The following is a 23,004-nucleotide window of genomic DNA, read 5'->3' as shown; positions in this document are numbered from 1 at the left end:
GAAAGTTATTTCCTTAATTCACTCAGGCTTTTTCGGAAAATGATGAATTAGATATAGATAAAGTTTAGGTGCAGGCTTACTTATTTACAAAATGAAATTACTGAATAAGTCTTTAAACATTGGGTTGCACAACAAAGCTGCTGAAAGTTGGAAATTTTAGTATGTATATATATTCAATTCATTGTACGACTAAAGTTATAGAACCTCTATTCCAACTGCAATTATGCGGTGAGTAAGGATTATTTGTATACCCCCCTCTTAAGTTTTTAATAACGTATAAGATTTTAACAGATTGCAAAATTGGTCATACCAAATATTAAGTAAAATTATGTTTCTTGTATTTTTGGGTTATTGTTACTAATATAATGGCTTTAAAGTGTACGTTTTATTTCTTAATTATCTAAATTGGTCATACCAATTTTACATATAAGTATAATGAACTTGTTCAATCTAGTAGTTAAGCATTTCAAGGAGTAGACAATGCTTCAACAGTGGCAACAAATTTATGATCCTATGGGCAATATTTGGATTTCGAGTGCTATTGCGCTAGTTCCAATTGTTTTCTTTTTTTTAGCGTTAGCTATTTTTCGCATGAAGGGTAGTGTAGCCGCTACAATTACCGTTTTTTTAGCCTTTCTGGTCTCATTATTTTTATACGAAATGCCAATCGGAATGGCATTCGCCTCAATGGTCTATGGATTCTTCTACGGACTATGGCCAATTGCATGGATTATTATCGGTGCAGTTTTTATATATAAGATTTCAGTAAAAACAGGACAGTTCGATGTTATTCGTTCCTCCATTCTGTCAATTACAGAAGATCAACGTCTGCAAATGTTATTAGTAGGATTTGCTTTTGGTACATTTTTAGAAGGTGCGGCAGGTTTTGGTGCACCCGTCGCAATTACTGCGGCACTGTTGGTGGGACTCGGTTTTAAGCCTTTATATGCAGCTGGGCTATGCCTGATAGTAAACACTGCACCTGTTGCTTTCGGTGCAATGGGAATTCCGATCATTGTGGCTGGGCAGGTTTCAGGTGTTGACACCATGGAGATCAGTCAAATGGTGGGTCGTCAGTTACCCTTTATGGTGCCAATCGTATTGATATGGATCATGGCAATCATGGATGGTTGGCGTGGAGTTAAAGAAACTTGGCCTGCTATTTTAGTTGCAAGCTTATCTTTCTCTTTAGCGCAATATTTAACATCAAATTTTGTTGGGCCTGAGTTACCCGATATTACTGCTGCAATTGCATCATTGGTCAGTTTAACTATCTTGCTTAAGTATTGGAAACCAAAACATATTTTTCGTTTTGAGGATAAAGATATACAGGTAGATGAAACTATTATCGAGCAAGCTCGTAAACAATATAGTGTGGGACAGATAGCCAAAGCCTGGTCTCCATTTTTGATACTTACAGCAATGGTGACGGTCTGGAGCATCAAACCTTTTAAAGATTTATTTATTAAGGATGGTGCACTAAGTGATTTTGTAATTTCGATTAAAGTGCCGTATTTGCATCAATTGATTCAAAAGCTGCCGCCTGTTGTGCCTGAAATTAAAGATTATGATGCGATTTATAAGTTCGATTGGTTATCGGCAACGGGTACAGCGATTATGTTGGCGGCACTAATCACGATTATTTATTTAAAAATGAAACCTAAAGAGGCAGTTTCGACATTCTTTGAAACAGTGAATGAACTGAAAACACCAATTTATTCGATTGGTATGGTGCTAGCGTTTGCGTTCATTGCAAACTATTCAGGTCTGTCCGCAACACTTGCTTTGGCACTGGCACATACGGGTCAAGCTTTCACCTTTTTCTCGCCATTCCTAGGTTGGGTCGGGGTCTTTCTTACAGGTTCAGATACTTCAGCTAATGCATTGTTTTCAGCATTACAAGCAACTACAGCACAGCAAATCGGTGTGCCTGAAGTTTTGTTAGTTGCTGCCAACACCAGCGGTGGGGTAACAGGTAAGATGATTTCCCCTCAATCGATTGCGATTGCTTGTGCGGCAGTGGGTTTAGTTGGTAAAGAATCTGATTTATTCAGATTTACAGTAAAACACAGCATTATCTTTACGATCATGATTGGTATTATTGTGACCTTACAAGCTTATGTTTTCCCGTGGATGATTCCATAAACGGGCCAAGGAAAAAAATGAAAGTCTCCGACAAAGTGGTACAGCGTTTACGTCTATTGATTGAAAAAAATAATGTGCAAGTCGGAGAGCGATTGCCTGCTGAACGCCAACTCTGTGAACAGTTGGGTGTATCCCGTAGCTCTTTACGTGAGGCGATTCAACAACTGATTACCGCAGGAATTATTCAGAGTAAAGCGGGTGCAGGTACCTATTTAAAGCAATTGCCTGCACATTGGTCACAGCATCAAATCGTTGAGCCATTATCCGGTTTAATGGATCAAGATCCTGAATATCGTTTTGATGTACAAGAAGCTCGTATGGTGCTTGAAGGTGGTACAGCATGGTATGCCGCACAACGTGCCACCCCCAATGATTTAATCAATATTCGTCAGTGTTTTGAGCAGATTAGCCATTTTCAGGCTTTAGGTGATGATGCTCATGCAGCAATAGCGGATGCAAAGTTTCATCTAGCGATTGCAGAAGCATCTCACAATCTAGTGCTGATCCAAATGATGCGTAGTTTGTTTGATTTATTACAAGACAATGTGATGTTGGGGCGACGTAAAGTCTACACCACACCACAACATTTTGAACAATTGCATGACCAGCATTTTGAGGTGATGGACGCAATTGAACGTCAAGACTCAGAGACTGCACGTAAGGCAGCTTGTGGGCATATTGAATTTGTTGTTCAACGCGTACGTATGATCGATGAAGAAGAAGCTCGTCGTCAACGTTCGAGTCGATTAAATAGGACATAAGTTATGATTATTTCTTCTGCAAATGACTATCGTGAAGCTGCGAAACGTCGTTTACCGCCATTTTTATTTGAATACATCGATGGTGGTGCCTATGCGGAATATACTTTAAAGCGTAATGTAGACGATTTATCAAAAATCGCTTTACGTCAACGTGTGTTAAATGACATGTCTGAGCTGAGCTTAGAAACGCAATTGTTTGGTGAAAATTTGGCGTTGCCAGTGGCATTGTCACCTGTAGGTCTAACGGGTATGTATGCGCGTCGTGGTGAAGTTCAAGCCGCGGTTGCCGCAGATAAAAAGGGCATTCCATTTACCTTATCAACAGTTTCAGTTTGTCCAATTGAAGAAGTGGCACCTGCGATTCAACGTCCGATGTGGTTTCAACTGTATGTACTACGTGACCGTGGTTTTATGAAAAATGCCTTGGAACGTGCTAAAGCCGCAGGCTGTTCTACCTTAGTATTCACAGTCGATATGCCTGTTCCAGGTGCGCGTTATCGTGATGCACATTCAGGAATGAGTGGTAAAAATGCTGCAATACGTCGTTATATGCAATCGTGTATGCACCCACACTGGGCTTGGAATGTCGGTTTATTGGGTCGTCCGCATGATTTGGGTAACATTTCGAAATATTTAGGTAAGCCGACAGGTCTGGAAGATTATATCGGTTGGCTGGGAAATAACTTTGACCCTTCAATTTCTTGGAAAGATCTTGAGTGGATTCGTGATTATTGGGAGGGTCCCATGGTTATTAAGGGGATTTTAGATCCTGAGGATGCCAAGGATGCGGTACGTTTCGGAGCAGATGGAATTGTGGTCTCCAATCACGGTGGTCGTCAGCTTGATGGTGTTTTGTCTTCTGCCCGTGCGCTTCCTTCAATTGCAAGTGCGGTCAAAGGTGATATCAAAATTTTAGCAGATTCAGGGATTCGTAACGGTCTTGATGTGGTACGTATGTTGGCTATGGGTGCAGATATTTGCATGCTTGGTCGTGCATTTGTATACGCACTTGGTGCTGCCGGCGGTGCTGGGGTAAGTAATTTACTAGATTTGATTGAGAAAGAAATGCGTGTGGCAATGACATTGACTGGTGCAAGAACCATTGCAGATATTACATCGGATTGCTTGGTCAAGTTAGAAAAAGAGTAAGCAATTTAATAACCCACTTTAGTAAATCTCTGCCAAATTTCCTTGGAAAAAAGAGATTCTTATCTGAATAATTTAGGTAAAAAAAGCTTCCTTTTGAAAAAAGAGGTTTCGATAGTTTAGAAAGAATCTCTTCTAATCTTCACTTATGCTGAATTTTAAAGCCGTGTTTTAAAAGATACCTAGGAGAGAAAATTACATTATTTGGGCATTTATAAAATAGAAGACTTAAAAATGATAAACACTCAATCCTCTTCTCAACATACTATTCAAAAACTTATTGATATTGTTGGTAAAAATAATGTGCTGACTGATGAGAAAGATACTCGTTTGTATCGTCAAGGCCGCCGTTACGGTACAGGAAAAGTCTTAGCTGTCGTTGTTCCTGGGACATTAGTCGAACAATGGAAAGTGCTTAAAATAGCGGTTGATGCAGGTTGTATCGTAATCATGCAAGCCGCTAATACAGGACTCACAGGTGGCTCAACTCCATTCGGCGATGATTATGACCGTCCAGTATTATTGATGAGTACCCGTCGTCTAAGTGGCATTCAAGTAATCAATGAAGGTAAGCAAGTCATTTGTTTACCAGGTGCGACTTTGGATCGTTTAGAAAAAGAATTAGCAGTTTTTAATCGTGAACCTCATTCAGTCATTGGTTCATCTTGTATCGGCGCTTCAGTTTTAGGCGGCGTGTGTAATAACTCTGGTGGAGCATTGGTGCGTCGTGGGCCTGCGTACACAGAACTTGCATTATATGCGAGAGTGAATGATCAAGGCTCGCTTGAATTAGTCAATCATTTAGGTGTGAATTTGGGTCATTCCTCTGAGGAAATCTTATCGAATTTGGAACAACAAAAATATCAAATTGCCGACATCGAAAATGAGAGTCAGTGTTGTGCATCAGATTATCGTTATATTAAAGATGTGGCGAAAATTGATGAAAACACACCGGCACGTTTTAATGCTGATCCATCCCGTTTATTCGAAGCATCGGGCTCAGCGGGTAAAGTCTGTGTGTTTGCGGTGCGTCTAGATACGTTTGAGAGAATTTCAAGCCAAGTGTTTTATGTGGGGAGTAATCGCAAAGAAGATTTAACCGAAATCCGTCGTTTTTTACTAAAAGATTTGCCGCGTATTCCTATTGCTGGTGAGTATATTCATCGTGTTGCTTATGACATTGGTGCTGAATATGGTAAGGATACTTTTATGTTTATTGAGAAGTTCGGTACAGCCAAAGTGCCTGCTGCGTTTGCGATGAAAGATAAAATAGATGGTTATCTTGAAAAAATGAAAATGCGAAGTCTTTCTGATAAATTTCTGCAATTGCTGACAAAATTTCTACCCTCACACTTGCCGAAGCGTATGAATGCATTTCGAAATCTATATGAGCATCATTTGGTACTACGTATTGAAGATCAAGATGTTGCTGCGGTAGAGGAATTTTTAGAAAGCTACTTTGATCATCACGAAACTGGTGATTATTTCCTTTGTGATGAAGATGAAGGGCGGAAAGCATTTTTACATCGTTTTGCAGTCGCAGGTGCTGCAATTCGTTATCGAGATACGCACCGATCAGAAGTTGAAGATATTGTTGCATTGGATATCGCACTTCGCCGTAATGATCGTGAATGGGTAGAAACCCTACCTAAAGAAATGGATGAACAAATTTTACATAAACTATATTACGGACATTTTTTATGTCATGTATTCCATCAAGATTACATTGTTAAAAAAGATGTTGATCCTTTAGCTATGGAACATGCAATGTGGCGTTTATTAGATAATCGTGGCGCTGAGTATCCAGCAGAGCATAATGTTGGACATTTATATGTAGCTAAGCCTGCGCTGAAAAATCATTATAAAAAACTTGATCCAACCAATAGTTTTAATGTCGGTATTGGGCAGACATCTAAGCTTAAATATTGGAAGTAATAGAAAGGATTTTGGTGGTGTATCAAAAAGTATGCTAAAAAAAAGCAGGTTGAATTTTGATAAAATAGAGAAATGCAAATAACTCTAGAAATCAAATGTCCAACCTGCCTCAGTGACAGTATAAAGAAAAATGGCATCAAAGTAGATGGGAAACAAAACTACCAATGCAAAGACTGCAAACGTCAGTTTATTGGTGACCATGCTCTGAGCTATCTAGGATGTAATTCTGGCATTACTCGTAAAATATTACAGTTAATGGTCAGAGGCAGCGGTATACGAGATATCGCTGAAGTTGAGCGCATTAGTATCGGTAAAGTCTTACGGACTTTAACTGAATCGGCCTATCAAATTCAGCCTAAACAAAGTCATTATGAATCTCTCGAAGTAGATGAATTCTGGACTTTTGTTGGAAATAAAAATAATAAACAATGGCTTATTTACGCCTACCATCGAGAAACAGGTGAGATTGTTGCTTATGTTTGGGGTAAGAGAGATTTAGCTACAGTCCAAAGGTTGAAGACAAAGCTTAAACAATTAGGTATTCACTACACCCGAATTGCAAGTGATCATTGGGACAGTTTCATCACTGCTTTTAAAAACTGCAAGCAAAGTATTGGTAAGTTTTTTACTGTAGGAATTGAAGGTAATAATTGCAAAATAAGGCATCGAATAAGGCGTGGTTTTAGAAGAAGTTGTAATTTCTCCAAAAAGCTTGAAAACCATTTTAAAGCCTTCGACTTAACCTTCTTTTACATCAATAATGGCTTCATTTAATGTCAGCATACTTTTTAAAACACCACCAAATATGGACCTAATCCTCCGTTATTCATGCACCAATAAAGGATTAAATCTATGTGTAAAGGGTTTGAAATTATTGAATGCAGCTAAACGTTTATTGTCGCTGCATCCAATGCCGCTTGCCCTGCTTCTGTGGGGCTAGGTACGTATAATTCTGCTTCGCCCTCAATCACCCTTTCGCCATTTATGTTGCAAATGGTGTCAAAGTAAACCCGTTTCCGTTCATGATCAACTTTGGTTACTGTAGCGATAACATCAACACTGTCACCCACATAAACCGGTTTTAAAAATCGCAAATTATGATTGACATAAATTGCACCAGGGCCTGGAAGGTGCAAGCCAAAAATAGGTGAGAAAAAACTGGCGGTTAAAAAACCGTGTGCAATAGGGCGTTTGAATTTTGTTTGTGCGGCATAAATTTCATCATGATGTATGGGATTCTTATCACCACATAATTTGATAAATTGAGCCACTTTTTCTGCGTCTATAGTGCGGGTTAAGGTATGTGATAAACCTACATGAAAGTCATCTATGTGAGCCAATTTCATATTTAATCCTTAAAAATGGATACAGGACGCTTTGTAGCATCCTGTAAATAGGGGGGGATTAGAATGAGCCGAAAAGCGTACCCAAAGTAATCGCTACAATAACCGATACCATTGGGATAGCAACCGTACACATGGCCACGTTGCCGTAAGATTGTTTGTGCGTCATGCCACAAATAGCCAGTAAGGTGATGACCGCGCCTGAGTGAGGCAAGGTATCCAGACAGCCTGCCGCCAATGCCGCAATACGGTGTAATAATTCAGGGTTGATACTAGCAGCAGTCGCCATGGCTAGGTAATCGGCACCCAAAGTCGATAAGGCAATCGACATACCTCCAGAAGAAGAACCGGTGATGCCTGCCAAGATATTCATGGCGATGGCTTCTGAAATTAATGGATTACTTGATACATTTAACACCATGTCGCGGATAATCACGAAGCCCGCCAATGATGCAATGACTGCACCATAACCTACTTCAGAAGCTGTGTTGAAAATTGGCAACATCGAACCCAACACACCTTTGTTCACGGTTTCTTTTAAGTTGTTCCATTTGCCCAAGCGTAACAAAATCAAGCTTAAACATGCGACCACCAAGGCAATAATCAATGCCCACAAACCTGTTTGTTTGGTAGGATCTAATTTTGGATAGAGTTCTTTGAGCGAACTGAAGTCCATGCTTGGAAAAAGAATGTAGGTGAACAAAGCATTTACACCAATGACCAATAGCAATGGTAAAAATGCCAAGAATACTGGCATTTCACCTTTAGAGGTTACTCCGTCTTCTAACTTTTCTCCTTCTTGGGTATCAATACCGTATCCTTCGCCATTTCTAGAGGCTTTACTGGCACGGCTTTGTAACCACATGCAGCCCAAACCAAACATGATCAAACCTGAAATGATGCCAATACCAGGGGCAGCAAATACATTGGTACCAAAAAAAGGAATCGGAATCGCATTTTGAATGGAAGGCGAACCTGGTAGAGCTGTCATGGTGAAGGTAAATGAGCCTAAAGCGATGGCACCTGGAATTAATCGCTTTGGAATGTTTGCCGCTTGAAACATGGACTTGGCAATGGGGTAAATAGCAAAAGCCACTACAAACAGTGATACTCCACCATAAGTTAATACACCACACGCTAATACCACGGTCAAAATGGCTCGGTTATGCCCTAATTTCTTCATGATCCAGTTTGAAATGCTAGATGCAGAACCTGAATCAACCATTAATTGTCCAAATAAGGCGCCCAATAAAAAAATAGGAAAGAATTTTAAAATATAGCCGCCCAAAGCCGCCATAAAGGTTTCAGTGTACTGTGGCATCATGTATACCATGTCACCAGAAAGCAAGATGGCAATAGCCGCCATAATTGGTGCCAAAATCAGTACTGAAATACCCCGATAGGCAAAAAACATCAGTAATGCCAATGAGATGAGGATTGCTAAAGTGCCCATTATTTCTCCCTGTTATTTATTTTGTTGTTATCCATAACATTTTTTTCTAAAAGGCCTTGAATCATGGCTGCCTTATTGAGATGACACCGTTTTGACGCTAAGGCAGTGATGCAAGCCAGTTTCACCCTAGCATAGTGATTTTAAATTAATCAATTGATTATTAGATTAATAACTATTGTTATACACTTTTCAGTTTCTGAATTATGCGTAGATTGAAAGGGTTTTGTTGCATAAATATATAAGCCATTGATTTTATTAAATTAAAATCCTGACTGAAAAACAATCAAATCCTATAAAATCATATAGTTAGGAAATCTTTGTGCAACAAAGCCCCTAGAGTTTATACTATTTGATTATCGTTGCTCAGAGTTTAAATTTTTATTACAAACAGCTTAAAGATGAGAAACTATCATGAGATACATCAGTAACTTGAATACCCCAAGTGCTTTTGCATCTTTACTTTTGAAGCAGAATTTAATTCGCCTTTCATTTTCATTCAGGCTGAAGTTTTCTGCCCGTAATGTTAAATCCTGTAATGTCTTTTTGAGCTCTGTCTTGCTCTGTTGAGAGAGTTCTAAATGAAGATATTTTTTCGGAAATAAACTATGAATAAAAGAAAGAAGTTTCTTCAGTTGCCGTTTTTCATTCAGTTCAAAAATTAACTGGGCTGAATTGGGCTGAACTTTTTCAAGATAAATTGAATAGATCGTATTGAGCTGTTTTTCATATTGATGATGTACTGTTGTGAAGCGTTCCTGAACCTTATGAATGATCTGTTTTTCTTCCTGATTGGTGGGCAACATGGTGACCAGTGCATCAGGAGATTTTCTTAAAAAGTCTGTAGTAAATAGGCGGGAAGATTTTTTTTGGTTTAGACAGGAAGTTTTCAAATGCAGGGCTCTAGCACGTAATTTTTTTGCTACTTGCAAAGGAATAGCTTCAGGTAATAAAAGATTCTCTTCTTTTTCAACTACAAGAATGTGATGCAATAGTTCAAAATTCATTTCGGAATCATGTGCTCCCAGTACGAGTGGATCAGTGGAACGCTGGTGCCCTGGTTGATATTGATGATCATGTTGCTTGTAACGGTCTTTAGTGAGTTGATCAAATAAGAACGACCTGATTGCACGTTGTTGAACAGGGTATTTAACAGCAGCATCATGTTTTAGAATATTGAAATAGGCTTCTTTAGGGAGTGGACTTTCGATTTGATTCAGTTGGTAGCTAATTGCCAGGTGCATTAAATGCAGATAGCTTGAACAGGTCGTTTCAGGGGTTAGATGCCCGGCAAAATGAGAAAGGGCGTACCAGATCTGTTGAGTATTTCTGTTTCGTTGCAAGGCATAACGGATGCGGAGTTGCTCATTTGGCGTATAGTCTGTAAATGCATCAGCAAGCGGTGAGTGTTTTAAAATCAGATAAAGATGATTAAATGCTGAATGACGCAGGCTGTGATAAGTAAAATTGTGCTCACCGAAAAATGACTGGATTAACTGTTTTAATAGAGAATTTACTTCATTTTCATGAGTTTCTTTTAAGGACTGTTTTAGAAACAGCGGTTGTGCAAGTGATTTTCCTTGTGCTTTTAGAACTCGTTGTCTGTTCTCACTATACGTTTTGAATGCGTGTAATTCGCCTGCTTTAAGCAGATGATGAAGAGGGATCTTACGGTAAGCTGAATAACTTTTTTGATTTTTACTGCGATTATTTCGGATAGTTAACATCACAGCATCTTCAGTAATAAACAGATCACGGGCAAAAATATTTAATGTTTCATTAATCCGTAGTCCGGCTCTGAAACCCAGAATAAAAATAAGTTTAAACATATTTTTATCTTGAACCGAAATACCTTGATTAGTTTCGAGCCGCTGTAACATGCCGTGAAAAAGATGTGGTGAGATCAGTGCGGTTTTGCAGATTTTTGGTTGGATTAAATTATCCAGATCGACAGCCGGAGCATTAAAGAACAAGCTCTGTTTGTGATGAAATTCCTGTAGACGTTTTTGTATAGTCGCTCGATTCGTTTCTTTCTTTAATAAAAGCATTTCTCCATACATATCTTCAAAGTCAGCATCTGAAAATGATGCAATATCTTTGTCTTGCGTTGCCTGTAGCCAATGGACGGCAAACTGTGAAAACATGGTATTTAGAGAACTCTGCTTAATTGACTGAAAATCTGCTTGTATAAGCTTGCGCTTAAATCGTTGCTGCTGCTGAATAATATGATTGAGAAGGTCTAGTTGGGAATCCGTTAATTTTGAGCGTAGAATGCTCCACAGCAGCAAACGCTCCAAGGCTGGAGGTTGTTCCTTGGCGTATAATTCTATGAGTCGATCGCTATAGTTTTTTGCACGAATAGCTCGACGTATTTCTGCTAAAGCATCAGCTATATCTATAGAAATATTGGTTATAGAGGGAGCCTGATGGTTTTCACAAGTATTCTCAATCTTATTGTTATTAGGATTAGCTTGTTCAACCTGAACAAAATAAGCTGCTAATTGTTTTTCAAGAGGACTTGAACTGCAAATTTCATTTTTTAAGATACAAATGGACATTTGATCCAGTCCGCTGTTTTTCAGGAACTGTGTATAGTAAAAACCGTATTTTAACAGGTCCTTACAACGTACTTTTTCTTTAGGAAAGCATTCGATAATACAAGCATTAATCAGTTGTTCTGCATTATAAATGTCCGAAAATAAATCAAATTTTTGATGTTTTAGTCTGTAGATCCAGCATTTCACAATATCGTGCAGCACAAATGTTTTGGTATAGCTGACTGAAAACTCAAGGTCATTAATACGCTGATTACCGAAATTTGGATTTGGGATCTCTAGAGAAACAATATGATTCGAGTCTAAGAAGCTTTGAAATTTCTTTGTTTTTAAAATGATTTTTAAAAACTTTTGTAGTTCGTTCTCATTATAAATGCCATTGAATAATATTGTGCTGATCAAACAAAAAGCGAGGGATTGAGTTGGACTGAAGTCATTATGTCCTGTCCAGTGAGCAATCAAATTTTTGGCAAATTGAGTCACCCTTTTACCATGTTTTAAAGTCTCAATATTTTGCTGAGGTGGGGGGCTTTCATGACTAACAGGTGTTGCAGGAATAGGGTAGTTTTGATTTGATAAACGATTAAAACGCTTGATATATTTCGCGAATTCTAAGCGTGCCATTTTATGACTACGAGTATTAGATTTGTACTTTTCCAAAAGTTGATTATCGACTTGTCTATATACATCGGAATAGTTTCCAGGTGTAAGCTCTAGGCATTTCTCACTAAATAATTTAAGAAGAAATTCCTTATTTTTTATAAGTTTTTTTTGTCGTTTTATGGAGTGTGGATGTCTGCTCATTTAATCATGATCCCGTTGAATGTCGACATACTTTTAAGTTCTAATATTTCGACAAGCTTGTCTTGTGCCACTCGAATATGATCGTAATCAGTTGCCTGAAAACCCGAATAACGATCAAACAGTCCCTGCATTGCTTCGTCATGACCAAAGATGCCTTTAACTACATCTTCATTGCAGTATTGTGCAAAAAAATAACGAGCAAAGTGGCGGGTCCAATTGCGCTGAAGGGCTATTTCTGTACAGTATTTTTGAATATCAGAAAGTTCTAAATTTCGGATATATCCTTGTGGATCGTAAAATAATAGAAAGGGGCGTTCACCCTCGAAGATCTCATGGATTGCTTGTACTTGTTCATTGGACAGATAGGCTTTCGTGAGGTAGAGAAAGTGTTTTAAATATTTTAGGTAATGCTGTATTTCATCACGAAGATAATCGTTAAACGGTAGATATCGTCCAATGGTGCCCGAATAACGCTGCTCTTTATCTGCAACAGCCATCAATTGATTGTCGAGGTCAATATAATCTAGATTGGGCGGGAAGGACTCACTTGGTCGGGCAGAGGTCATAATCATGCAAATATGCCAAAGCCAAATTGAATAATACTTCAGTGTTTTGAAAGGATTTGGATTACCCCGAACTTGTTCATCAAGCTGTTTAAATAAAGATTTAACCAGTGGCAGATCAGGTGTTTGCTGACTACCGAAAGTAATAGGAGATTTAAATTCTTCGATATAACTACTGTTGAGGTGCGGGCAAACTAGATAAAGTGTTTGGCTATAAATATCGAGAATATCTATGATCTGTGTTGAAGAGTAATGGCATGGAATATAGTGTTGAAGGCTTACGCCGCTAAGTAACTTACTTTCCAATTCATAACCTAGCTCATTCAATGTAATGTCACTGAGTAAACGTGGGAGATTTTGTTGAGTTAGCTGGAAAGTCAGCTCTTTATTGATGCTACGTAAATGCTCTTGTACCTTTGAATCAATTTTTGCATGATCCCACTTTTTTAGTTGAAAAATATTTTTAAAGTAAACTTGAGGCAAGGGAATCGTAAAAGAGTTTATGGTATTCAGCATATGTTCTTTTAAAACAAAATCTTTGAATTTAGAGACTTCAAAGCTTTGTTTGAAGAAACACGTGTCAGGCTTCAGTAAAACCTTTTTATTTTTTGCAGTGATTCGTGAGTTTTTTTGGAAAACTGGCAGATCTTTATAATAAGTAAGGCTGAGTACTGAAAATAGAAGTAAAGCATGAATGGGAGAACTTTCTGCTTCTTCAAATAAAACTTGCATAACGTGCCGTGCAGTAGGTAAATCGAAAACCCGAGGATTTGGCTTGTTCATTAGCTCATTCTTGTTTTGATGCAGAATTTTACTTTTCAGATTTACGATTTGAGCAGTGACAGAATGTTGCTCTAATCCATTAAATTCAAAGTTATGATCTTCAACTGTTTCAATGATTTTATCTTCGCGTGATTGTTTAGCTGTACCCTGTTCAAACTTGGTCTGATACGTTTGCTCATCATCAAGAGTAGTTCTTGATGTCTTGTAAATATCTGTTTGGGGAGATTCTTGTTGGATGCCTGGATTACTTTGACGGTGTCTTTTTTGACGTTCTGATTGAGTATAGGTATACGTATAAATAACGCGGATTTCTGCCAATTGGCCTATTTCGGTTTTCTTTAAACTCTCTTTGGATTTGTCAAATAATTTTCTATTCTCAGTTTCAGCTTCTTTTAGAAATTCAACAAGATCGTCTAATTCGATCGGAAGAGACGGTAAAAAATTGTAAAGCCAATGGTATTCCTGCTTTGTACTGGCTAAACGAAAACGTCTACAAAGATTAGCTACAGTAGCTGCATGTTCTTTGCTATCAAGTAATTCAATGCATTGAGTATTGAAAATGGCCCATTTCAGTGCATTTGATTGATATGCTGATGGAGTGTTGATCAGCGCCAGGAGATAATGAGCTAATGGATACTTACTAATCGATAGATCAGTAGGATGCTGATTCATAATTTTAATTAGTTTAACGATTTCAGCTGGTCGGATGAAATCATTGAGCTTAAAGAAGTCCTGATCATTTTCCAGTTTTGCTTCCGCCAGTGCTTGATAGAAGTCTCGAAATGGTTCAAGCTTTAATTCTTGAGTATCTTCTAAATAACGATATTCATTCATGATTAAATTCCCGCCAGAATTTTTTCTAATGACAGTGGGTCGGCATAATTTGAAATAGAACTCACTGGACTTTTGGATTTAGACAGTCCTGATAATTCTCGTAGGTAATTGATAGTTAAAACTTCCTGACCGAAAACTTCCTGAAGATGTGCGGCTAAGTATTGTTCATTTAGCCAATATGCGATGATATCTAAGCCATGAATTGAGTGATGTAATCCGGAACACAGTAAGGCCCTAACTTCGCTTAAAGCCTGGATGGTGAATTGGTAGGAATTATTTTTCTCATAAGCTCTGAACTTAAATTCATTTTTATTCTTATTGTAAAAATAAGCATAGATCCAGCTGAAATGACTACTAAAAAAATAGTGATCAGGTGTTTTAGTGGTAAGGAGCGGGATTTCGATATTCTGTTTAAAAGTTAAATTCAAGTGATAGCTTTGCTGTTTATCACTCAGTTGGAAAAATAAAGCTATCCAGATTTGGTACGCATGCATACATTTTGGATAACACATTAATTTTAAGTTTTTTGAAGATACACGATGACTTTCAATAGCTTTTTTTTTTATAGACATATGCTGATGTCTCCCCATATTTATGCCAAGTGGCTGAAAAATAAACTATAATATTCACGTACTTTTTATAGGGGAGTCAAGGATTACGCACCCTATATTGTGTTATTAAATTGTAAATTTCACTATATATAGTGTTTTTAATCTTTTTTTAATGGTAATTAAAACCAAACAGGAATCAATTTTTGATAAGTATGTAGACGAATTTAACTTGATTGATATCGGGAGCCGTATATGGAAATTAAACGACTGAAACAGGTAGAAGTCGTTACAGATGTTGTATGTGATGTATGCAACCAATCAACGAAACTGGAGTTTGGCACTTTATCGGCGCATTGGGGCTATGGTTCCAAGCATGACGGGGAAAGATATGAATTGCAGTTATGTGAAAAATGTTTCTTTTATGCCCTGGCGACATTAAAAAAAGAGCGAGCAGATGAGTTTATGTTTGATGAAAATTTTAACCCTTCAACCTTAGATGGGTTTGGGTTGAAGTAGGTTTAATAACATTACTATGAATCTAGCGATTAAGTTTTTGAATGAGCGTTGGGAATAGTAGAAATATTTTATAAATATTTTCAATGGATTAAGGTATTTTAGTTGTAAGTAAAGTGTAAGTAGCCTACTGTGAACGTTCATACTATTTTTTTACTTGCCTGAGAGCAGATGTATAAATATCTTGGATTAGCATATTAATGCTTAAATGTACTGCTTAGAAAGACAGGTTGTGTCGTATCAATCAAGTTATTCCTTGAATAAAATTATAATGATCTATAAGCTACTGGAGAAAATCTTCCAGTAAATCTGTTTTTAAGACGACTAGACTATGAGTTTTACACTGCGCTTTTCAGGTCATGAGACTTTTGCATTAAGATATGGATGGCTTAATAAGTCGTATAATTCATTAAATTATAAAGAAAAAAATGAAGAAAATTTGGTTGTTGACCTAGGTGTCGGAAAAAATATGGTCAACAGTATTAAGTACTGGACTGAGATAACGGGATTAAAGCCTCTAAATGATGAGTCTTCAAAAGACAGATATCTTTCAGATATAACAAAAATTATCGAAAACTTAGATCCCTTCTTAGAAAAACCTGAATCAAATTGGTTATTGCATTATTTTATTCAAAAAAATTATTCAGAACTAACTTTTGCTCGATGGTATTTCAACTTTTCTAATTCTCAATATTTCACTAAAGAAAATTTGGTAAATGAATTAAAAGATTGGCTACTAGCTGAAAATCAAAAAATATCTGCGATTGCTACGCTTCAAAAGGATTTTGATTGTTTCATTTTATGCTATGCAAAGAAATTGAATAAAACATTTAAGGGAGAGGAATCTTTTGTATCCCCTTTAAATGAATTGAAGCTGATTTATGAAATGTCTGGAAATGGGTATGTTTCTGATTTTACTGAGCATAAAGATATTAAGACTGAGGTTTTTTTATATTGTTTAGTTGATTTTTGGAAGATATATTTTGCAGATTCATCAACTATTAGTGTTGACAGTATTTTGACCATGCCAGGTAGTCCGGGACGTTTATTTAGAATTAATAATTTTGGTATAGATAGTTATTTAAATCAATGTGCAAACTTAGATGCACGTTTTTATTGGTCAGATAGTAAAGGAATCAGGAGCTTAGCTTGTGATGATATTAGAGCAGTAAATTTAGATAATCTTTTAGAAAAAATTTATAGTGAGACGAACTGAGATGAAAGCACATAATTTGAATCAATATTACCAAGTTAATGTCAATCATCTGCTTTCTACACGTTTAGATGTTGATGTCTCTAAGGATTTTTTTGAAAAAATCGTATTCCATGGCACAGCGTATAATGCCTTATCAACACTAGCATCTTCGACAAGCTCTACGTTCACCGTTACGGGGAGTTATGGTACTGGTAAATCTACTTTAGCTGCAATATTAACAGGGTACATTCATTCTAATAATGAAGTACGTGATGCTGTTAAAAAATTAATAAATGATTCAGAATTGGATACCAAATTAGAAAAAGTTTTCTGTACAAAATATATTAATACTAAGCCATGGCTTGTAATTAAAGCTGTAGCTGGTGTGGTGGAACCAATTACACTTCTGCGAAAAGCTATTTTAAATGCTGTAGAAATTGCTGGACTATTAAATTACCTTAAAAAAAATATTGATATAGAAACTGATGTAAAGAATGAAGAGCAGTTATTAAGTTTTATTATCAATATTTTTAATTGCTTGAAGGAAAAGATTTCTGGAACTTTATTCATTTTAGATGAAATGGGTAAATTACTAGAAACTTTTGCGAGAAATTCAGGAAATCTACATTTCTTTCAAGACTTGGCTGAAAAAATTAAACAGTTATCTACACAAGAGTGTCCATTCGTATTTGTTGGTATTTTACATCAGTCTTTTGCTGATTATGCGAAGGGGTTGAATCATCAAATTGCCCTAGAGTGGTCGAAAATTCAGGGTAGATACATTGATATTTCATATCGAATTTCCTTAGATGAATCTATAGCACTTGTTTCAAAGACGATTAAAAGAACAGAAATAGCTTTGCCAGATGCAATTCAGGCTAATAATCAAGAGTTGATCAATAATGTCCAAAAATTTATTGGTTCTAGATTGCTTGATCATAGTCCAAAAGTTAAAGAGTATTTTTATAACTCATTGCCATTACATCCTCTGACGTCAGTTTTATTAGGCGCCGTTGCTAAAAGTAGTTTTAGTCAAAATGAACGAAGTATATTCAGCTTTTTGATGTCCGCAGAGCCTTATAGTTTAAGAAAATTCTTTGATGCAAATACTTTACTTGAACAAAAGTATTCAATTGTTGATTTATGGGATTACCTAAGTCATAACTTAGAACACCAAATTTTGAGTTCAAAAGAGGGACATGATTGGAGTATTGTTGAGCAGTCTCTAACTTTAGCTAGTAAGAAACTAAATGAGGAAAATAAGACTATTGCACAAGCACAATTATGTTTTAACCTTATTAAATCTATAGCTATGATGAATATTTTCGGGAAGTCTTTAGGTATTTATCCTACTAGAGACTTACTGAAATACAGTTTTTATAGTGATGAAACTCAAGGGAAATTGATAGATGTCTATTTAGACACTTTAGTGGATTGGAAAATTTTAAGATTCTTGAATACAACAAAATCTTATGTAGTTGTGAACTCCTCATCTATTAATATCCAAGAATTGGTAAATTCAAAGTTACAAAGCTTGAGTGAAAATCAAAACTATTTGGATTTGACTGGTTATAAAGAAAATATTGTACTGGCAAAAAGGCATTATCAAGAAAAAGGAATTATGCGATGGATGGGGAAATTTTTAATTCATTCATTAACTAACTTACACACTATAGCGAATAATAGTGTGAATAAGGCAGTTGCTAATTTTATTCTTTTAGCTCAAGAGTCTTTATCTGAGAAGGACATTCAAGAGATCTCTAAAAAATTCCCAAAATATATTTTAGCTAAAACAGAAAATTATAAAGAAATTGATATTTGGGCTAGAGAGCTGTTTGTATTACAACAGATCAAGAAAGACCAAATTATGTTGATGTTTGATTCATCATCAAACAAAGAGTTTGATGTACGATATAATCATGTTTATCAGCAATTAGATAAATTGTTTAACCAGTCTTTTGATTCTGTTAATTGGTATCATTTAGGTAAGCAATACAAGAAGAAACAGCTATCTGTTATCGCATCTGATATATCAGATAATATGTTTAATAGATGTCCTAAAATATTTAATGAACTCGTAGTTAGAAATGAAATTTCCAGTTCCGCAGCTTCGGGGCGAAGAAAACTTTTAGAAAAAATGCTTCATAGTTCAGAAATGGAAAACCTTGGTATTGAGAAATTTCCGGCTGAGAAAGCAATTTATTTGTCTTGTTTGAAGCGATTAGGTCTTCATCAGTTTAATACTGAAACACAGCAATGGGCTTTTGTAATTCCAAAACAGCATGAGGCGAAAGACTCAAATTCGCATATTCTGTTGGAAGACGGGTTTAAGGTTATTAAAGAAAGTAAAGGTTTAATCACCCTTGCAGACTTTTATGATAAAGCACAATGGACGGTTGAACCCTTTGGTTTACCACAGGGTGTTTTACCTATATTTGCACTCGCTCTATTGCAAGCTAAGAAAGACACTCTTGCATTTTATGATCAAGATGTAACGAATGAGTTCCGTTTTATTAGTGATATGGATGAGGAATTCATCAATAAGTTGATCAAACGTCCTCATGAAATCGCAGTAAAATATGTAAAAGGTCAGGTTGAGAAACAACAGTTTATTGATCTTTTAGCAAATAGTATTGAGGCAAATTATGGAAAACCGATAGAGGCTTCAGCATTACAAGTAGCTCGTTTTATTGTTTCTGCACTAATGAAAAAGTCAAAATGGGTTAAGCATTCACGTAATATTAATTTTTTTAGTGAAAAAACACAAAAATTGCGCGCTGTTATTTTAACAGCAGATGATCCTTTTAAATTGTTATTTGATGATTTATATGATTTGTTAGATGCTGGACACGCAAAAAATGATTCTATTCAATCAGATATGACTAACTTGTTTTTAGAGTTAGATCAGGCTAAATCTCATTTATTACAAAAATTCGAAGCTGAGTTAATCCATGAATTAGGAAATTTGACACCTGAACTACTTGCCCAAGCGGAGATTATTAGTCATTCCGCTGCGGATTGGCAGTTACAAAAATTTGCCTTTCATTTAACGAAAAGTAATGAAGCATCTAAACAATGGATCAGCAATGTTATTACATTGTTGTCTCAAATGCCTGAGCGAGATTGGACAGATGATAGTCTTAAGAAGGCATCTCAAAATATTTCAAATTATGCACAGCGATTTAAACAACTCTGCTTTTTTGTCAAAAATGGTCATCCTGAGTTAAATACGTTAGAAGAGCAAAAACATTTAGCGATAATTGTGAATACATCTCAAGGCTTTGAGGAATATAATAGGGATGTACGCATTACCTCTGAAACAGAGGAAAAAGTATCGTCTGCGATAGGTTCATTTAAAGAATATCTAGATAGTCGTGATTTAAATAAAGATACTAAAGCGATTCTTTTATATGAATTATTAAAAGAGTATCTAGATTTAGCACATTCTGAGAAAGGAGGCGAACATGTCTGACAGAAAAGTAAAGCATGTCCTTGGTCTTTCGGGTGGAAAAGATAGTGCAGCTCTCGCGGTATATATGAGAGATCACTATCCTGAACTAGATATCGAATATTTCTTTACGGATACAGGAAAAGAACTTCCTGAGGTCATGGAATATCTTAATCAGTTAGAGTCTTATTTAGGTAAGCCAATTTTGCGTTTAGGTTCTGATAAAGATTTTGATTATTGGTTAAAAGAATACAATCATTTCCTACCTTCAGGACATCAACGTTGGTGTACGGTACAGATGAAATTGGTTCCATTTGAGCAGTGGGTTAAACCATTTTTAGATGATGGCTATGAAATTATTAGCTATGTTGGTATTCGTGCAGATGAACCTTGGCGTGAAGGATATGTTCCTACCCAAAAATATTTGACGACTAAGATGCCATTTGCTGAAGATGGTTTAGTGAAGCAAGATATTATTGCTCTCTTAGAAAGTACAGGTTTAGGATTACCAAAATATTATGAGTGGCGTTCGCGCAGCGGGTGCACATTTTGTTTCTATCAACGGAAAATTGAATGGGTACGTTTAAAAGAGCGCCATCCTGAAAAATTTGAAGAAGCAAAAGCGTATGAGAAGCAGTTTGAAGATGACAAATCAGCGAATGGTGAAACTTATTATTGGATGGGAAAAGACACACCATTAAGTACCCTTGAAGATCCTGAACGTATTGCTCAAATTAAAGCAGACCATGAAAAAAAGATGGAAAAGTTTAAGAAAAAACGCCGTCGTAATATATTGCATGATGATCAGTTAATCGAAATGGTCGATTTGGATGCCGTATATGATGATATTGAAGGTGGTGGGGCATGTGTAACATGTTATAAATAGGCTAGTACTAAATAAAAATCTCAGTCTCATATTGATTTAGATAGAAATAATATAAAGCCCGTACTCAGTATCTAGCTGAGTACGGGCTTTATTTAATTTAACATTTTTAGTAGTTTTTGTTTTAAGTCTGGACTTAGGGTATTAATCCGTTCAGCTAAATCCTCTAATGAAATAAGATCTAAAGCAGAAGCTATTTGTTTTTGCAATGTGATGATCTTTTGTTCTTGTTCATCTAATAATGGCAAAATTATGTGGGGAACATTTTTGAGTTTAGTACGTAATTGCATTAACCCTGTTTGATTTTGAGATGTTGACATAAATTCACTTTCAAGATTTACAAACCAACGTTGGAACATCTGCATATGACATTGATTAAATTGATGACGAATTTCATCCTTTAAAGAGTGCAAAAGAATTATTTGATCTTCATCAAAAATTTCTGGTGCCACTTCAACTTTATCAACGAGTTTCCGCAGAATAGAAATATCCTGCTGTGTGAAAGAAAGTTCATTTTGTGTTTGTGTTAACCAATGTTCAGCTGTTGATCGTGCCTTTTTAACATAGCCATTACGAATAGGTTCAAAAATTTCCTCAATAAAATCCCACTCTGCATCAATCTGTTGTTCACTCAAATAAGCCATCATAGCTTCCTGATCTTTAACTATCGTTTGATTTAAAAAAGCGAACATTTTTTGGCTCGGTAAACCTTGGGTAATCCAGGATTGCGTACGATCAAAAGCGAATTGAAGCTGTTTTTGGATTTTTAAAATCTCGTCATATTCCTCTGTTGATACAAAGAATTTTAATAATTCTTCAGCATCCAATAACCGAATTTTGAGGTCATTTAATTCATTAAAACCACCATACAAATTTGCAAATTGTTGACTGACATCAGTAATTCTTTGTCTAAAATCATTTTGTACAGTCCGAATTCCATTTTGTTTTTCAACAAGGGTTTGTACTGAATCAAAAATAGAGGGTTTATTGTCAATATCAATTAAAAGACGATCACCTTCTTTGATTAATGTTTCAAGCTCTTTCTTTTTCATTGTTTTATTTGGTGAAGTATGAATATAGCTCTCAATATCTTGCAAGAGATACTTAAAACGTTCTTTTTCTTCAATTCTTTGAATCAGTTGAGCTGTTTTATCTTGTACTTTATTTGCCTCTTGTTGCATTTGTAAGGTGATAAAAGCACGTTGATATTGTTCCGATTTTTCACGGAAGTTAATAATTTCATGATGTGAGGTTAGAACAAGATTATCAAAAAAACGATTAAATTTGACTGATAATGTGTTTTTGCCTTGTGAAATGTATTCAACTAAAGAGGTTGATTTTGTTGGTAATTCAATATGACTTTTTTTGAGATCAAGGTCTTTGGCAAATTTAATTAAAGCTGAAGTTGCTTGTAATAATTTGCTATAGTCTCGGATATCTGAGCTTTCAAGACCTCTTAGCATTTGGGTAAAAGTAGCATCAAATCTATCCTGTTGTTTCTTATGCTCTTCATAGGTTGTTTTGAATTTATCGAATAACAAATTATATTGAATTTCTAAATCTAACGGAATCGGGTCTACTTTCTTTTTATTTTCAATAGATTGAAAGATATCAATCATTTTCTTAGGATTTGACTCTTGGCTCCACTGTTTGAATAGTAGATTCCATTCATCACGTGTACTCATTTCCATTTTTTGTAATTGAGTATGTGCCAAAATATCTAAATTGAGTAAAGTCCCTGTTTTTTTATTCAGAACTAAGTTCAGCCATTCAGCAAGATTCTTTGGTTTACCTTGATGAAGGATTCTATATTGTGGTGTTTCTTGCGCAAGGTAGATACCTAGAATGAGCGCAAATGAACAGTCATTTAAACCATAACTTGGCATCACGAGTTTTTGATACAGCGTTTTTAAATCTAAGTCAGGTTTAATCGCAAATGTTGTTTCTATAAAGTTATATAAACTTTTACTCTGTACACGACAAATTTCACAGAACCCTTATCCTATCAGGATTCTGCTTTCTTAAAATTGCCAAAATTTCCTTAAACTCTTCTTTTTTCCCAAAACCAATTAAACGCTGAATCGCCATTTGAACA

15 protein-coding genes are annotated in these 23,004 nt (G+C 36.1%); 9 read left to right on the top strand and 6 right to left on the bottom strand.

Features of this window, described 5'->3' with window-relative positions; all coding sequences use genetic code 11:
* Positions 1-480 precede the first annotated feature (480 nt).
* The 5 genes from lldP to FTT75_RS06095 all read left to right on the top strand — a co-directional run bounded on the left by lldP (position 481) and on the right by FTT75_RS06095 (position 6,761).
* Complete coding sequence (lldP, locus tag FTT75_RS06115) at positions 481-2,145, top strand: L-lactate permease (RefSeq protein WP_180186077.1); 1,665 nt, start codon at positions 481-483, stop codon at positions 2,143-2,145.
* A gap of 17 nt (positions 2,146-2,162) precedes the next feature.
* Positions 2,163-2,906, top strand: coding sequence for a transcriptional regulator LldR (gene lldR / locus FTT75_RS06110; RefSeq protein ID WP_180186076.1), 744 nt, complete (start codon positions 2,163-2,165; stop codon positions 2,904-2,906).
* 3 nt (positions 2,907-2,909) lie between these two features.
* Positions 2,910-4,055: an FMN-dependent L-lactate dehydrogenase LldD gene (gene lldD, locus FTT75_RS06105; RefSeq protein WP_180186075.1), complete on the top strand. Its 1,146-nt coding sequence runs from the start codon at positions 2,910-2,912 to the stop codon at positions 4,053-4,055.
* 231 nt (positions 4,056-4,286) lie between these two features.
* Positions 4,287-5,987, top strand: coding sequence for a D-lactate dehydrogenase (dld, locus tag FTT75_RS06100; RefSeq protein ID WP_180186123.1), 1,701 nt, complete (start codon positions 4,287-4,289; stop codon positions 5,985-5,987).
* Between the two features lie 72 nt (positions 5,988-6,059).
* Positions 6,060-6,761 carry an IS1 family transposase gene (locus FTT75_RS06095; RefSeq protein WP_004282344.1) on the top strand — a complete coding sequence of 234 codons (702 nt, stop codon included), beginning with the start codon at positions 6,060-6,062 and terminating at the stop codon, positions 6,759-6,761.
* A gap of 110 nt (positions 6,762-6,871) precedes the next feature.
* Here FTT75_RS06095 and FTT75_RS06090 read toward each other — a convergent pair whose 3' ends face one another.
* The 5 genes from FTT75_RS06090 to FTT75_RS06070 form a co-directional block, all read right to left on the bottom strand.
* Positions 6,872-7,333 (bottom strand): MaoC family dehydratase, encoded by a 462-nt coding sequence (locus tag FTT75_RS06090; protein WP_180186074.1) that lies wholly within the window; start codon positions 7,331-7,333, stop codon positions 6,872-6,874.
* 58 nt (positions 7,334-7,391) lie between these two features.
* Positions 7,392-8,786 (bottom strand): GntP family permease, encoded by a 1,395-nt coding sequence (locus tag FTT75_RS06085; protein ID WP_373686580.1) that lies wholly within the window; start codon positions 8,784-8,786, stop codon positions 7,392-7,394.
* A 389-nt stretch (positions 8,787-9,175) separates the two neighbouring features.
* Positions 9,176-12,139 (bottom strand): tyrosine-type recombinase/integrase, encoded by a 2,964-nt coding sequence (locus FTT75_RS06080; protein WP_180186072.1) that lies wholly within the window; start codon positions 12,137-12,139, stop codon positions 9,176-9,178.
* Positions 12,136-14,319: a hypothetical protein gene (locus FTT75_RS06075; protein ID WP_005094674.1), complete on the bottom strand. Its 2,184-nt coding sequence runs from the start codon at positions 14,317-14,319 to the stop codon at positions 12,136-12,138. The genes FTT75_RS06080 and FTT75_RS06075 overlap by 4 nt, the downstream gene beginning before the upstream one ends.
* A gap of 2 nt (positions 14,320-14,321) precedes the next feature.
* Positions 14,322-14,813 carry a hypothetical protein gene (locus FTT75_RS06070; RefSeq protein WP_180186122.1) on the bottom strand — a complete coding sequence of 164 codons (492 nt, stop codon included), beginning with the start codon at positions 14,811-14,813 and terminating at the stop codon, positions 14,322-14,324.
* Positions 14,814-15,122: 309 nt separating this feature from the next.
* On the opposite strand from FTT75_RS06070, the gene FTT75_RS06065 reads away from it, so the two are divergent.
* The 4 genes from FTT75_RS06065 to FTT75_RS06050 all read left to right on the top strand — a co-directional run bounded on the left by FTT75_RS06065 (position 15,123) and on the right by FTT75_RS06050 (position 20,912).
* A complete protein-coding gene (locus FTT75_RS06065) occupies positions 15,123-15,386 on the top strand; it encodes a hypothetical protein (protein WP_180186071.1) in 264 nt (87 codons plus the stop codon).
* Between the two features lie 328 nt (positions 15,387-15,714).
* The gene (locus FTT75_RS06060) at positions 15,715-16,599 is read left to right on the top strand and encodes a DUF4007 family protein (protein ID WP_180186070.1); all 885 of its coding nucleotides are present in this window, start codon (positions 15,715-15,717) and stop codon (positions 16,597-16,599) included.
* A gap of 1 nt (position 16,600) precedes the next feature.
* Positions 16,601-20,050 (top strand): hypothetical protein, encoded by a 3,450-nt coding sequence (locus FTT75_RS06055; RefSeq protein ID WP_180186069.1) that lies wholly within the window; start codon positions 16,601-16,603, stop codon positions 20,048-20,050.
* The gene (locus FTT75_RS06050; RefSeq protein WP_004668057.1) at positions 20,043-20,912 is read left to right on the top strand and encodes a phosphoadenosine phosphosulfate reductase family protein; all 870 of its coding nucleotides are present in this window, start codon (positions 20,043-20,045) and stop codon (positions 20,910-20,912) included. The genes FTT75_RS06055 and FTT75_RS06050 overlap by 8 nt, the downstream gene beginning before the upstream one ends.
* Positions 20,913-21,004: 92 nt before the next feature.
* Here the strand turns inward: FTT75_RS06050 and FTT75_RS06045 are convergent, their stop codons facing one another.
* The gene (locus FTT75_RS06045; RefSeq protein ID WP_257230340.1) at positions 21,005-22,795 is read right to left on the bottom strand and encodes a hypothetical protein; all 1,791 of its coding nucleotides are present in this window, start codon (positions 22,793-22,795) and stop codon (positions 21,005-21,007) included.
* Between the last annotated feature and the right edge of the window lie 209 nt (positions 22,796-23,004).

It is taken from the genome of Acinetobacter sp. YH01008, assembly GCF_013420435.1.
Taxonomy (GTDB): domain Bacteria; phylum Pseudomonadota; class Gammaproteobacteria; order Pseudomonadales; family Moraxellaceae; genus Acinetobacter; species Acinetobacter pseudolwoffii.
This window is presented reverse-complemented; position numbering and strand designations above follow the sequence as displayed.